The organism is Arthrobacter sp. BE255 (assembly GCF_031457335.1).
In the GTDB taxonomy this organism is placed as follows: Bacteria; Actinomycetota; Actinomycetes; order Actinomycetales; family Micrococcaceae; genus Arthrobacter.
In genome coordinates, this window is sequence record NZ_JAVDWK010000005.1 from 59,613 (window position 1) to 73,427 (window position 13,815).

General features: G+C 67.1%; 13 protein-coding genes. 8 read left to right on the plus strand and 5 right to left on the minus strand.

Features of this window, described 5'->3' with window-relative positions:
- The first annotated feature begins 146 nt into the window (after window positions 1-146).
- Window positions 147-2,351, plus strand: a complete 2,205-nt coding sequence (locus J2X42_RS10670; protein ID WP_310164915.1) for an MMPL family transporter — start codon at window positions 147-149, stop codon at window positions 2,349-2,351.
- Here the strand turns inward: J2X42_RS10670 and J2X42_RS10675 are convergent.
- Complete coding sequence (locus J2X42_RS10675; protein WP_310164917.1) at window positions 2,348-3,277, minus strand: NAD-dependent epimerase/dehydratase family protein; 930 nt, start codon at window positions 3,275-3,277, stop codon at window positions 2,348-2,350. The genes J2X42_RS10670 and J2X42_RS10675 overlap by 4 nt on opposite strands.
- Before the next feature lie 125 nt (window positions 3,278-3,402).
- On the opposite strand from J2X42_RS10675, the gene J2X42_RS10680 reads away from it, so the two are divergent.
- From J2X42_RS10680 to J2X42_RS10710, 7 genes are all read left to right on the plus strand, one after another.
- A complete protein-coding gene (locus J2X42_RS10680; RefSeq protein WP_310164918.1) occupies window positions 3,403-4,134 on the plus strand; it encodes a WHG domain-containing protein in 732 nt (243 codons plus the stop codon).
- A gap of 203 nt (window positions 4,135-4,337) precedes the next feature.
- Window positions 4,338-4,571 (plus strand): hypothetical protein, encoded by a 234-nt coding sequence (locus tag J2X42_RS10685; RefSeq protein ID WP_310164919.1) that lies wholly within the window; start codon window positions 4,338-4,340, stop codon window positions 4,569-4,571.
- 256 nt (window positions 4,572-4,827) lie between these two features.
- Complete coding sequence (gene dnaK, locus J2X42_RS10690) at window positions 4,828-6,699, plus strand: molecular chaperone DnaK (protein ID WP_131134561.1); 1,872 nt, start codon at window positions 4,828-4,830, stop codon at window positions 6,697-6,699.
- A gap of 2 nt (window positions 6,700-6,701) precedes the next feature.
- Window positions 6,702-7,400 carry a nucleotide exchange factor GrpE gene (locus tag J2X42_RS10695; protein ID WP_310164922.1) on the plus strand — a complete coding sequence of 233 codons (699 nt, stop codon included), beginning with the start codon at window positions 6,702-6,704 and terminating at the stop codon, window positions 7,398-7,400.
- Between the two features lie 273 nt (window positions 7,401-7,673).
- A complete protein-coding gene (locus J2X42_RS10700; protein WP_310164924.1) occupies window positions 7,674-8,651 on the plus strand; it encodes a DnaJ C-terminal domain-containing protein in 978 nt (325 codons plus the stop codon).
- Between the two features lie 15 nt (window positions 8,652-8,666).
- A complete protein-coding gene (locus J2X42_RS10705) occupies window positions 8,667-9,092 on the plus strand; it encodes a heat shock protein transcriptional repressor HspR (protein ID WP_310164926.1) in 426 nt (141 codons plus the stop codon).
- 145 nt (window positions 9,093-9,237) lie between these two features.
- Entirely contained in the window at window positions 9,238-9,609 is a 372-nt protein-coding gene (locus J2X42_RS10710) for a hypothetical protein (RefSeq protein WP_310165382.1), read from the plus strand.
- On the opposite strand, the gene J2X42_RS10715 is transcribed toward J2X42_RS10710, so the two are convergent.
- The 4 genes from J2X42_RS10715 to hpaD are packed head-to-tail and all read right to left on the minus strand — an operon-like array spanning window position 9,606 to window position 13,809.
- Entirely contained in the window at window positions 9,606-11,108 is a 1,503-nt protein-coding gene (locus J2X42_RS10715; protein WP_310164928.1) for an NAD-dependent succinate-semialdehyde dehydrogenase, read from the minus strand. The genes J2X42_RS10710 and J2X42_RS10715 overlap by 4 nt on opposite strands.
- Before the next feature lie 27 nt (window positions 11,109-11,135).
- Window positions 11,136-11,954 (minus strand): HpcH/HpaI aldolase/citrate lyase family protein, encoded by an 819-nt coding sequence (locus tag J2X42_RS10720; protein WP_310164930.1) that lies wholly within the window; start codon window positions 11,952-11,954, stop codon window positions 11,136-11,138.
- Window positions 11,939-12,724 (minus strand): 2-oxo-hept-4-ene-1,7-dioate hydratase, encoded by a 786-nt coding sequence (gene hpaH, locus J2X42_RS10725; protein ID WP_310164932.1) that lies wholly within the window; start codon window positions 12,722-12,724, stop codon window positions 11,939-11,941. The genes J2X42_RS10720 and hpaH overlap by 16 nt, the downstream gene beginning before the upstream one ends.
- A 2-nt stretch (window positions 12,725-12,726) precedes the next feature.
- Window positions 12,727-13,809 (minus strand): 3,4-dihydroxyphenylacetate 2,3-dioxygenase, encoded by a 1,083-nt coding sequence (hpaD, locus tag J2X42_RS10730; RefSeq protein WP_310164934.1) that lies wholly within the window; start codon window positions 13,807-13,809, stop codon window positions 12,727-12,729.
- Between the last annotated feature and the right edge of the window lie 6 nt (window positions 13,810-13,815).

The following is a 13,815-nucleotide window of genomic DNA, read 5'->3' on the forward strand; positions in this document are numbered from 1 at the left end:
CTGGTGCCCTGACGGATATTACTGCAGCGCAGCCGGTGAGCGGAGCCGGCCGGTGAAAACTACGCCCGGACTACTTATCTCCATCATGGAGATACTCTATGATGGAATCAATTGTACCGCTTCCGTTCCCGAGCCCAGAAGGAATCATGAAATCCAGTCCCCAACACAGCGCGAGGGTGCCGTTCTGGCTGCGCTGGCTCATTCCCGTACTGCTGGTGCTCACGTGGCTGGCCATCGCCGGGGTGGGCGGGCCAACCTTCGGCCGGCTCGATGAGGTCTCCTCCAACGACCAGGCCTCCTTCCTTCCCGCCGGCGCCGAGGCCACCGCCGCGCAGGACTGGCAGGCGAAGTTCCGCGATTCAGACGAGATCCCGGCAGTCATCGTGATCGAGAGCGGAGCCGCCATCAGTCCGGCCGAACTTGGTGAGCTGGCATCCCTTAAGACCGGCCTTGAGGGGCTGGAACTGGGCAGCGCCGTGATCGGCCCCATCCCCTCCGAAGACGGCAAAGCCGTGCAGTTCATCGCCCCGATCGGGCAGTCCGGGGAAACCAAGGAGTCAGTCCAGGAACTGCGGACCTTCCTCGCGGAGGCCGCGCCCGAAGGCATGCGGACCTTCGTGACGGGACCCGCCGGACTGACGGCTGACTTGGTCAGCGCCTTCGCGGGCATCGACGGCATCCTGCTGCTGGTGGCCCTGGGCGCAGTGTTTGTCATCCTCCTGATCGTCTACCGGTCACTGCTCCTGCCCATCGCCGTCCTGCTGACCTCGGTCTTCGCACTGTGCGCGGCCATCCTGCTGGTGTTTGGCATGGCCAAGCTCGGCTGGATCCAGCTCAACGGCCAAAGCCAGGGCATCCTGTCCATCCTGGTGATCGGCGCGGCCACGGATTACGCCCTGCTCTACGTGGCACGGTTCCGCGAGGCGCTGACCCACACCACCAACCGGACAGCCGCCGTCCTGACGGCGTGGAAGGCCTCGTTCGAACCAATCCTGGCCTCGGGCGCCACTGTCATCATCGCCCTGTTGTGCCTGCTCTTCTCCGACCTCAATTCCAATAAGGCCCTCGGCCCGGTGGCTGCAGCCGGCATCCTCTGCTCGCTCTTCGCCGCCCTGACCCTGCTGCCTGCCCTGATGGCGCTCCTGGGCCGGGCCGCGTTCTGGCCGTTCCGCCCCAAGCTCGTTCCGGCGGGAGAGCGCGGGCCCGAGCTGGTCACCGGCCTCGAAGGGCAGAAGGGCATCTGGCGGGCCACGGGCTCACTGGTGTCGCGCCGCCCGCGGACCGTCTGGGTCGCATCGGTCCTCCTGCTGCTGGTGGCTTCGGCCGGCGTGCTGCAGCTGAAGGCCAACGGTGTGCCGCAGACCGACGTCATCCTCGCCGCGTCCAACGCGGTGGACGGCCAGGACGCGCTGGCGCGCCACTTCGACGCCGGCAGCGGCAGCCCCGCCGTCGTGGTTGCGGACCAAAGCAGGGCTGACGAGGTGCTGGCCAAGGTCAAGGCGGCCGACGGCGTCGGGGACGCCTACCTCCTGGCCGCAGGCAGTGTGCCCATCACCGGCGCCCCCGGAAGCCCCAGCGCACCGGACGTCCGCGAAGGCAAGGTGCTGATTAATGCCACGCTCAACTTCGCCGCCGATTCCATAGAGGCGGAGGATGCCGTGAAAGTCCTGCGTGAGGACGTAACAACGGTCGACGCCGGAGCGCTGGTGGGCGGCGTGACGGCCACGGCCCTGGACACCAACACCACGGCCCAGCGCGACCTGGTGATCATCATCCCCATCGTGCTGGTGGTCATCCTGTTCATCCTGATGCTGCTGCTTCGCTCCGTGGTGGCGCCGGTCCTGCTGGTGCTCTCGGTGGTCCTGTCGTACGCAGCGGCCATGGGCGTCTCAGCCCTGGTATTCAACAACGTCTTCGGATTCCCGGGTGCCGACGCCACCGTTCCGCTCTTTGGGTTCGTCTTCCTGGTGGCCCTGGGCGTGGACTACAACATCTTCCTGATGAGCCGGGTGCGCGAGGAATCCCTCAAGCACGGGACCCGGCCGGGCATCCTCCGCGGCCTCGGCGTGACCGGCGGCGTCATCACCTCGGCCGGCGTGGTGCTTGCGGCGACGTTCGCTGCACTCGGGGTCATTCCGATCATGTTCCTGGTGCAGCTGGCGTTCATTGTGGCCTTCGGCGTGCTGCTGGACACGGTGGTGGTGCGCTCGCTGCTGGTTCCGGCGCTGGCGTACGACATCGGCCCGCGCATCTGGTGGCCGTCGAAGCTGGGGCGCCCGGAGTTGGACGCGGCCGTCGTGCAGGACGCCGGCGCCTTGGAGTCTGAGCCGGAGGGCGCCGGCCGCCGCTAGCCCTGCGTGCGCCACCAGGCCACCGTGGCTGCAGCCGCCTCCGGAAGGGGTGTGGGGCGCAGGCCGAGGGCTGCTTGGCTCGCGGCCGAGTCCATCACGAAAGGCTCAGCGAACTGGTAGAGCATTTCGGCCAGTTCGCGGAAGTCTTTCGAGAACACGCCGATGGCACGGAGCGCCCAGCCCGGTATGCCTGCCAGTTTCGGGGCGGCCACTCCGCCGGCCTCGGTGAAGGCTGTGGCCAGCTGCCGCTGCGTGACTGCCGGACCCGTGGGGGCGTGCCACACCCTGTTCCACAGCGACGGCGTCTGTGCGGCATGGATCATCGCCGCGGCGAGGTCCGGTACATAGGTAAACGAATGCGGCTGGTCGGCGCTCCCGATGACCCACACTTTCTTGCCGGCCAGCACCGCGGGGACCACGCGCTCGCCGGCGTGGGAGGTCCTGACCCGAGGTCCGAAAAAGTCGCCCGCCACCAGGCTGACGGTGTCCGTCGGTGAGGCGTCCCTGGCCTCCAGCAGCGTGGTCCGCACGCCCCGCTTGCCTCCCTGCGCCGTGCGCGGTCCAGCCTCGGTCATGGGGCGCCCGGGCTCGCTGTACGAGTAGAGGCTTTCGGGAAAAACGACGACGGCGCCCGCCTCGCCAGCCGCGGCCAGCACCTTTTGCTCGGCCGCGGGCAGCTCGGCCTGCCATGCGTCCGCAGTGTAGGAAGATCCGTGGATGCAGTGAAAGACGGCGGCGGCGCCCGAGAAGGCATCCCGCAGCTGGGCAGCGTCCTGTGCGTCCGCCTTCACGCGCTCTACCAGGGGGTGCTCGGGGCCATTGCCGGACCTGGTGAGGATCCGGACCTTCTTTCCCTGCTCCGCGAGCTGCTCTGCGACCGTCCAGCCCACGGGGCCGGCTCCGGTAACAACGTAGACATCGTTCATGATTCTCCTCAAGGATTTGCGCTAGAGAGCACTGCTCTCCGTTAAGCGTGCGCCCGGGTCGGCGACATGTCAAGAGCGGTGCTCTCAATTGTTGACAGTGCTCTGCTTTATGCGATGCTGGAGCCATGAGTGACGCTGCCGCCGAAGCGGAAACCGCCCGCCGGACGCCGCGCGAACGGGCCCGGGCCCAGACCGTCGCCGACATCATCCGGCTCGGCAGGGACCACCTGGCCACGCACGGCGCGGCGGCGTTGTCCCTCCGGGCCGTCGCCAGGGACCTGGGTGTGGTCTCCTCGGCTGTCTACCGCTACGTAGCCAACCGCGACGAACTCCTCACGCTCCTGGTAGTGGACGCGTACGACGAACTCGGCGACGCCGTCGATATGGCAGTGAACGCGCTGCCTCCGGGGGACCACGCCGGGCGGTTCAGGGCGCTCGGCAGGGCGGTCCGGCAATGGGCGCTGCGTGAGCCGGCCCGCTACGGGCTGCTGTTCGGAAGTCCGGTGCCTGGCTACCAGGCGCCCGCGGGGCGCACCACGGCGCCCGGCACACGCGTGATCTACAGCCTGGTCGGGATTCTCGACGCCGCCTTCCGCGCTGGTGGGCTGACGGCTTCGGCGCGTTCCGCCGTCGTACCTTCCGCCCTGTCCGTGGACCTGGAAGCCATCCGCGACGGGCTCGGGCTCGCCATGCCGGACCCGCTGCTGGCGAACGGTGCCCTGGCGTGGACGTCCCTCTTTGGCGCGGTCAGCTTCGAGGTCTTTGGGCAGTACGGAGCGGACACGTTCAGCGCACCCGACGAACTCTTTGAGCACCACCTCGACGTCCTCGCGGGGCTGGTGGGGCTCAAAGGCTGACAGGCGTCACGCTGAGCACCCATTGGGACGGGGCCGCTGCGTGTGTCCCCGGATTTACGCGCCGGAGACCTCGTTGCAGCCGTAAAAGCATGCCCGCCGTGACGCCGACGGCGCGGGCAGCTGCCCCTGTTTTGCCGGCAGCGCGCTGAGTAGACTCCAAATGCGCCCGAACGGACGCGGAACCTCAAGGGAGAGATGCCGCCATGACCGAACACCGTGAATCCCCAGCCGACGGGCAGCCGCGCAGGGACAGCTCAGCCCCCGGTCTGGAAGGCGAGGGCGGGCAGTACACCGAAGGCGACTACGGCGACGCGGGCAGTGTGGAGGCTGCCGCTGATCAGCCCGCGGACGGGGAATACCCCGACGGCGATTACGGCGACGCGGGCGCGTCCGGAACTGCCCGCGAGGTTGAAGTGGACGAGGACCGGAACTCGTAAGGCGGCTCCCACCCCGGCTTCCAGCCGGTCCCAACGCCCGTTCACGCACAGCGAAACGCGCCCGGACGCCCTGGCTGACCAGGCGAAACCCCCGGGAATCCGCGGAGCCCTGAGGTTTCGGCGCGGCCGAAAATCCAAAGTTGAGCGGACTTGACTCAACTTTGGATTGACATCTTTCCCGCCCCGGGTAAAGTTGAGTGCAGAACGCTCAATGAGTGGGCGCCAGCAAGTTTCCAAGGAAAGAAGGAAGCAACACATGTCACGTGCAGTAGGTATCGACCTCGGAACCACCAACTCCGTCGTCTCCGTTCTCGAAGGTGGCGAGCCCACCGTTATTGCCAACGCCGAGGGTGGCCGCACCACGCCGTCGGTCGTTGCATTCTCCAAGTCCGGCGAAGTCCTGGTCGGCGAGATCGCCAAGCGCCAGGCCGTCAACAACATTGACCGCACCATCGCCTCCGTCAAGCGCCACATGGGCACTGACTGGAACGTCGCCATTGACGACAAGAAGTACACCCCGCAGGAAATCTCCGCCCGTATCCTCATGAAGCTGAAGAACGACGCCGAGGCCTACCTGGGTGAAAAGGTCACCGACGCAGTGGTCACCGTTCCCGCGTACTTCAACGACGCCGAACGCCAGGCCACCAAGGAAGCCGGCGAGATCGCGGGCCTGAACGTCCTGCGCATCGTCAACGAGCCCACCGCCGCAGCACTCGCCTACGGCCTGGACAAGGGCAAGGAAGACGAACTCATCCTCGTCTTCGACCTCGGCGGCGGTACGTTCGACGTCTCCCTGCTCGAAGTTGGCAAGGATGAAGACAACTTCTCCACCATCCAGGTCCGCTCCACCGCTGGCGACAACCGCCTGGGTGGCGACGACTGGGACCAGCGCGTTGTGGACTACCTGCTGAACCAGCTCAAGGTCAAGGGCATCGACCTCTCCAAGGACAAGATCGCCCTCCAGCGCCTCCGCGAAGCTGCAGAGCAGGCCAAGAAGGAACTCTCCTCCTCCACCAGCACCAACGTCTCCCTCCAGTACCTGTCCGTCACCCCCGACGGCCCGGTGCACCTGGACGAGCAGCTGACCCGCGCCAAGTTCCAGGACCTCACCAAGGACCTGCTCGAACGCACCAAGAAGCCGTTCCACGATGTCATCAAGGAAGCGGGCATCAAGCTCTCCGACATCAACCACATCGTGCTCGTCGGTGGCTCCACCCGCATGCCCGCCGTCTACGACCTGGTCAAGGAACTCGCCGGCGGCAAGGAGCCGAATAAGGGCGTCAACCCGGATGAGGTTGTGGCCGTTGGCGCAGCCCTCCAGGCCGGCGTGCTGAAGGGTGAGCGCAAGGACGTCCTCCTGATCGACGTCACCCCGCTGTCCCTCGGCATCGAAACCAAGGGTGGCGTCATGACGCACCTGATCGAGCGCAACACCGCCATCCCCACCAAGCGGTCCGAGACGTTCACCACCGCCGACGACAACCAGCCGTCCGTGGCCATCCAGGTCTTCCAGGGCGAGCGCGAGTTCACCCGCGACAACAAGCCGCTGGGCACGTTCGAGCTGACCGGCATCGCCCCGGCTCCGCGCGGCGTCCCGCAGGTTGAGGTCACGTTCGACATCGACGCCAACGGCATCGTCCACGTCTCCGCGAAGGACAAGGGCACCGGCAAGGAACAGTCCATGACCATCACGGGCGGCTCCAGCCTCTCCAAGGAAGACATCGACCGCATGGTCAAGGACGCCGAGGAGCACGCAGCCGAGGACAAGGCACGCCGCGAGGCAACCGACACCCGCAACACGGCCGAGCAGCTCGCCTACTCCGTGGACAAGCTGATCGCCGACAACGCCGACAAGCTGCCTGAAGAGGTCAAGACCGAGGTCCAGGCCGACGTCGACGCTCTCAAGAAGGCCCTCGAAGGCACCGACGACGCAGCCGTGAAGACCGCGTACGAGAAGCTGCAGGCTTCCCAGTCCAAGCTCGGCGAAGCCATCTACGCCCAGGCCGGTTCACCGGACGGCGCCACCGGTGCTGCAGGTGCCGAAGGCGCAGCGCCTGCCGGTGACAAGGCTGCCGACGAGGACATCGTCGACGCCGAGATCATCGACGAAGACGAAGCGAAGAAGTAGCCATGCCGCACCACGGTAACGAGGAAGAGCACAACTCTTCATCTGACCACGAGCGCGACGGGGGCCGCAACGGCAGCGGCCACCAGGAGCCGGTCATCCGGGACAACCGCAAGGTTGACCCGGTGACCGGGCAGGCACGGCACCCGGAAGGCGAATCGGCTGCCAAGGCTGATACACCGGCCGCCGAGCCGGCCGACACCGACGGTGACGCACTGGCCCAGGCCGAGGAAATCCTCAACGGCATCGAGGTGCCGGCCGAGGAATCCGTGGCCCAGGGCGCAGGACATGCCGAGGCTGCCGAGCTGAAGAACGACCTGCTCCGCCTCCAGGCTGAATACGTCAACTACCGCAAGCGCGTTGAACGTGACCGTGCCGTGGCAGGGGAGATGGCCGTCATCGGCGTCCTGAACTCGCTGCTTCCGGTACTGGACGACGTCGACGCTGCCCGCCAGCACGGTGACCTGACCGACGGCCCGTTCGCCGCGATCGCCACCAAGCTGGAAAACGCGCTGAAGACGTACGGACTGGTCCGCATCGATGAGACCGGCGTGGAGTTCGATCCCACGATCCACGAGGCCCTCATCCAACAGCCCGGCGAGGACATCGAAGTTGACACCGTCAGCCAGGTGCTCCGCTCAGGCTACAAGTCAGGCGAACGCGTCCTCCGCGCAGCCCAAGTAATTGTGGCGGTCCCGGCTTAGTTCGGGGTCACCAGGCGCTACGCCGGATATGGGGCGGTGCCCGCTTCGCGGTGCCCTCCACACCGCCGCCCCATATCCGGCCTCCGCGCCAGCGGTCATCTCGCCTAAGGTGAGGTAACCACAAAGCTCGCAGCGGTACAGGGGCCCCGGGAGTGGCATCGGGCCTGCCGGAGCTGGGTGGCTGGGGATCGCAGATCCTCAGCCACCCAGCGTAGGGGCGGGGGCCCCTGTACCGCGGAGAGCCGTTAGTTAGAGACTTGAAAGGAAACGCCATTGGCTAGCCAGGATTGGGTGGACAAGGACTTTTACGCGATCCTTGGTATCGCCAAGGACGCTTCCGACGCCGACATTAAGAAGGCGTACCGGAAACTTGCCCGCCAGCACCACCCGGACACCAACTCGGGGGACGCTGCGTCGGAGAAGAAGTTCAAGGACATCTCCGAGGCCTACTCCGTGCTTTCCGATCCGGACGAACGCCAGCAGTACGATGCCATCCGGGCCATGGGCGGCGGGGCGCGCTTCGCCCCCGGCGGTGCCGGCGGCGGGAATGGCGGCTTCGAGGACATGTTCGGTGGCCTCTTCACCGGAAACGCGGGGCGGCACGCAGGCGGGTTCAGCACGTCCGGCGGCATTCCGCCTGAGTTCGCTGACCTGTTCGGCGGCGGCGGAGGGTTCGGCGGCCAGCCGGGCTTCCAGCGCCCGCCGGCCAAGGGCGCGGACCGCACGGCAACCACTAGCATTTCCTTCGCCGGGTCCATCCGCGGCACCACTATCGGCCTGCGCGAACCCAGCGGCGACGTCATCGACGTCCGAGTTCCCGCCGGCATCAAGGACGGCCAGAAGGTGCGCGTCCGCGGGAAGGGCCAGCCCGGACCGGCAGGCAACGGCGACCTCATGGTGGCCGTCACGGTCAAGGCCCATGACTTTTACACGCGCGACGGCGACAACCTCCGCATCCACGTACCGGTCACCTTCCCCGAAGCTGCTTTGGGCGCCGACATCCAGGTGCCCACCATCGACGGCGAGACGGTCAAGGTCCGCGTACCTGCCGGCACGCCGTCCGGGCGCACACTCCGGGTCAAAGGTCACGGTGTGAAGACCTCCAAGGTCACCGGCGATCTCCTGGTGACCATCGACGTCGCGGTTCCGAAGAACCTGAACAAGGAAGCGGAAGCTGCCGTGAAGGCCTTTGCCGAGGCAACGGCCGACGCCGATGTCCGCGAAGGCCTGGCCGCCAAGGCCCGGCTCTAAGCAACGGAGCAGACCGTGGACATCAGCGCTGACCAGCCGATCTTTGTGATCTCGGTGGCGGCCGAACTGGCGGACATGCACCCGCAGACCCTCCGGCAGTACGACCGGCTGGGCATCGTTTCGCCGAGCCGGGCCCCCGGCAAGTCCCGCCGCTACTCCCAGCGGGACGTCAACATGCTGCGCGAAGTCCAGCGGCTGTCGCACGAAGGCGTCTCGCTCGAGGGGATCAAGCGGATCCTCGAACTCGAGAACCAGGTTGCCGCGCTGCAGCGCAGGGTGACCGAACTGACCGAGGAATTGGGCCGCCGTCGTGATCCCCTGGACTCGCGGATCTTTGCTGCCGGCGCTGCCGGCGACGTGGTGAGCCTTGCCCGCGGACAGCGCCCCCGGGCGCGGTCGCAGGCCGTGGTGGTCTGGCGGCCCCGCGCTTTGGGCGAGTAGTTTGTCGAACCCCGGCAGCAATTCGAGTACACACTACTCGTGACTGGCTGGGCGCCACTGGCTTGAATGGAACCTGCAGCTGAGTCTCACAGCGCAGGTTTCAAGCCTTTGGGGGTGCATTCGAGTGTTTGGTTCATCATTCATCATGTTCGCCGGTTCAGTACCGGGGCAGATCCTGCTGGCTATCGGTCAGGTGGTGGTGGTGGTCTGCGTCTGTTTCGACATGGTCCGCGTTCTGTCCGTACCGAGGTCGCACCGCCGGTATGTGGCTTCCACCGTCTTCCGGACACTGGCCATCCCGTCGATTGTGTCCACGGGGTTGAGCGTCCTGGTCGGCGCTGTCACCTGGTCCTGGATGGACGTGGTGATGTCCATGTTCGTGATGGTGGCGATCATTTTCCGGCTCCACCACGACACCGACGAGGACAACTGGTGGAAGGGCAAGGGCAAGAAGCTCGCCCGCTGGGCCCGCCGCCAGTTCAGCTCCCGGACGGCGGCGGCCCCGGCGATGGGCTAGCTGTTGTACGGGTCCGCGATGCCGATGTACTGGGTGGTGGTGTATTCGGCGATGCCTTCGGAGCCGCCTTCGCGGCCGAGGCCGGATTGTTTGACACCGCCGAAGGGTGCTGCGGCGTTGGAGATGACGCCGGCGTTGAAGCCGACCATGCCGAATTCGATCTGTTCGGCCACCCGCAGCAGCCGGTTGAAGTCCCGGCTGTACAGGTAGGACGCCAGGCCGTATTCGCTGGCGTTGGCCAGCCGGATGGCGTTCTCCTCGGTGCTGAACGTGGTGATGGGGGCGACGGGGCCGAAGATCTCCTGGCCAAGGATGGCGGCATCGTTCGGGACGTTGGCCAGGACGGTGGGCGGGTAGAAGTAGCCGGGGCCGTCCACGGGTGTGCCTCCGGTGACGGCGGTTGCTCCGGCGTCGACGGCGGCACTGACCAGCGCGTGCACGTCGTCGCGGGCTCCGGCATCGATGAGCGGGCCGACCCGGGTGCCGGGTTCGGTGCCGCGGCCGGTGGCCAGGGCGCCCATGGCGGCGGCGAACTTGGCGGTGAATTCTGCGGCGACGGATTCCTGGACGAGGAAGCGGTTGGCGGCGGTGCAGGCTTCGCCCATGTTCCGCATTTTCGCGGCCATGGCGCCTTCGACGGCCTTGTCGAGGTCGGCGTCCTCGAAGACGATGAACGGGGCGTTCCCGCCGAGTTCCATGGAGGTGCGCAGCACGTTCTGCGCGGCGTCTGCCATGAGGCGTTTACCCACCGGGGTGGAGCCGGTGAAGGAGACCTTCCGCAGCCGAGGGTCGGCGAGCAGCGGCCCGGAGATCCCGGAGGCGCTGGACGAGGAGACCACGTTGAGCACTCCGGCGGGCAGGCCGGCGTCGAGCATGGTCTGCGCGAAGTACTGGGCGGTCAGGGGCGTGAGCTTGGCGGGCTTGAGGACCATGGTGCAGCCGGCTGCGACGGCCGGTGCGACCTTCCGGGTGGCCATCGCCAGCGGGAAATTCCAGGGCGTGATCAGCAGGCAGGGCCCGACCGGTTTGTGCTGGACCAGGATCTTGTTTTTGCCCTCGGGGGTGGTGAGGTAGCGGCCGTAATCCCGGACAGTCTCCTCGGAGAACCAGCGCAGGAATTCGGCGCCGTAGGTGACCTCGCCGCGGGCTTCGGCCAGGGGCTTGCCCATTTCCAGGGTCATCAGCAGCGCGAAGTCTTCGGCCCGTTCGGTCACCAGGTCGAAGGCGCGGCGCAGGATCTCGGCCCGCACGCGGGGTGCGGTGCGTGCCCAGGAGGCCTGGGCTGCGTCTGCGGCGTCGAGGGCGGCGACCGCGTCGTCGCTGGTGGCGGAGGCGAGCGTGGCGAGAACCTCCCCGGTGGCGGGATCATGCACGTCAAACGTGCCGCCGTCGGAGGCCTCCACCCATTGGCCGCCGATCAGCAGGCCAGTGGGGACAGACGCGAGGAGGGCGGCTTCCCGCTCCGGCGAAATGGCAGGGGAGATCGCAGAAAGTGTCATCGGGGGAGTCCTTTAGTCGGTGGCGGGTCAGTAGCTGGCGGGGGCGTCGCCGGAGGGCACGATGAACTCCGCCGCGAGGGCTTCGGAGCCGCGGGCGAGGATGGCGACGTCGGCGCCCACCAGGACAAACGAGGCGCCGGAGGCCATGTAGCTGCGGGCCGTGGCGGGGTTGAAGGCGTTGACCCCGGCCGGCGTCCCGGCGGCTTTGGCGGCTGCGAGGCAGTGTTCGACGGCGGCGCGCACTTCGGGGTGTTCCTGCTGCCCCAGCACGCCCATGGAGGCGGCGAGGTCGGACGGGCCGAGGAAGATGGCGTCCACGCCCTCCACGGCGAGGATGTCCTCCACGGCATCGACGGCCGCGGCGGATTCGATCTGGACGGTCACGCTGACGGTCTCGGACGCCCGGGCGAGGTAGTCCGGGATCCGGTTCCACCGGGCGGCCCGGGCTAAGGCGGACCCGACGCCGCGGACGCCGTGCGGGGGGTAGCGGGTGGCGGCGACGGCGGCCTGGGCGTCGGCAACCGAATTGACCATGGGGATGAGCAGGTTCTGCACCCCGAGGTCAAGGTACTGCTTGATCACCACGGTGTCGTTGACCGGCGGCCGGACCATCACCTGCACCGGGTAGCCGTGGATGGCCTGCAGCTGGGCGAGGATGGATTCGAGCCCGTTGGGGCTGTGCTCGGCGTCCACCAGGAGCCAGTCCAGGCCGGCTCCGGCGCAGAGTTCGGCGATGAGCGGGCTGCCGGAGCACACCCACATCCCGGCCAGGGGGCGGCCTGCTTTGCCGTTTTGATCGCGGAGGGCGTCGCGGAAGGTGGCGTCCGGTTCTACTCGAAGCGGCATGTGATGCTCCCCAATGGTCCGTAGTCGGCGTGGACTGTATCGCCTTTGTACACCCACATTGGGCGGGTGAAGGAGCCGGCGAGGATGATGTCGCCGGCTTTCATGCCGTCGCCGTGGGCGGCGATCTTGTTGGCCAGCCAGTGCACGCCGTTGGCGGGATGGTCCAGGACTCCCGCGGCGACGCCGGTTTCCTCCACTGTCTGGTTTTTGTACAGGATGGCGGAGACCCAGCGGAGGTCCACGGCGTCGGGTTTGACCGGGTTGCCGCCGATCACCATGGCGCCCATGGCGGCGTTGTCCGCGATGGTGTCCACGATGGTCCGGCCCTCCATTTCAATCCTGGAGTCCAGGATTTCGAGGGCCGGAACCACGTAGTCTGTGGCGTTCAGGACGTCGAAGATGGTGCAGCCCGGGCCCTTGAGCGCGTCCTTGAGGACAAACGCGAGTTCCACCTCCACCCGGGGGTGGGTGTATTTGTCCCATTGCACCGAACAGCCGGTTTCGAGGACCATGTCATCAAAGATGGCACCGTAGTCCGGTTCAGTGATGCCGGTGGCGGCCTGCATGGCCCTGGACGTGAGGCCGATCTTCCGCCCCACGAGCGTCCGGCCGGCCTCCTCGTTCCGGGCACGCCAGAGCCTTTGCACGGCGTAGGAATCCTCCACCGTCATCTCCGGGTAGCGGGTGGTGAGCCGCGGCACCGGAGTCCGGGAACGCCCGGCCTCGACCAGCTCGTCGGCGATGGCCTCGATCGTCTTCACGTCCAGCATGGCTAGACCTGCGCCCCGAGTTTGAAGCCCTCGACCGCGCCGTCAGCACCTTCCTTGCGGGTGTAGGAGAAGCCGTCGGCGCCTACGGTGACTGCCATTTCGCTCTTCTCTTCGCGGACGACGACGGGCTGCGGGTTGCCGTCCAGGTCCAGGACCAGGGAGGCTTCGGTGTACCAGGACGGGACCACGGGGTTGCCCCACCAGTCGCGGCGCTGGTTGTCGTGGACGTCCCAGGTGATGACGGGGTTGTCGGGGTCGCCGGTGTAGTAGTCCTGGGTGTAGATCTCGATGCGGTGGCCGTCCGGGTCCAGGATGTAGAGGTAGAAGGCGTTGGAGACGCCGTGCCGGCCGGGGCCGCGTTCGATCCGGTCGCTGATGCGCAGGGCGCCCATCTTGTCGCAGATCTGGATGATGTTGTGCTTCTCGTGCGTGGCGAACGCGACGTGGTGCATGCGCGGGCCGTTGCCGCCGGTGAGGGCGGTGTCGTGGACGGTCTGCTTGCGGTGCATCCACGCGGCGTACGTGACGCCGTCGGAATCCTGGATGTCCTCGGAGACGCGGAAGCCGAGGTCCTCCAGGTACTTGCGGCCGCGCGGGACGTCGGGGGTGACCTGGTTGAAGTGGTCCAGACGGACCAGTTCGCCGGCGGAGTAGAGGTCGTAGCGCTGGGTGAGGCGCTCCACGTGCTCCACGTCGTAGAAGAACTCGTACGGGAAGCCCAGCGGGTCCTCGACCCGGACGGAGTCGCCGATGCCCTTGGTGAAGCCTTCCTTCCGGCGTTCAACCCGGCAGCCCAACTCGCGGTAGTAGGCTTCGGCGGCGTCAACTTCGGCGGGGGACTTCACCCGGTAGGCGAAGGCGGCGACGGCGGCGATGGGACCCTTGCGGAGCACCAGGTTGTGGTGGATGAACTCTTCGAGGGAGCGCAGGTAGATGTTGTTCTCGTCTTCCTCGGTGACGTGCAGGCCCAGGAGGTCCACGTAGAAAGCGCGGGACTTGGCGAGGTCGGTGACCACGATTTCCATGTAGGCGCAGCGGACGATGTCAGGTGCCGGGACGGTGGGGGTGGGGACGAAGTTTGTCATCGGATT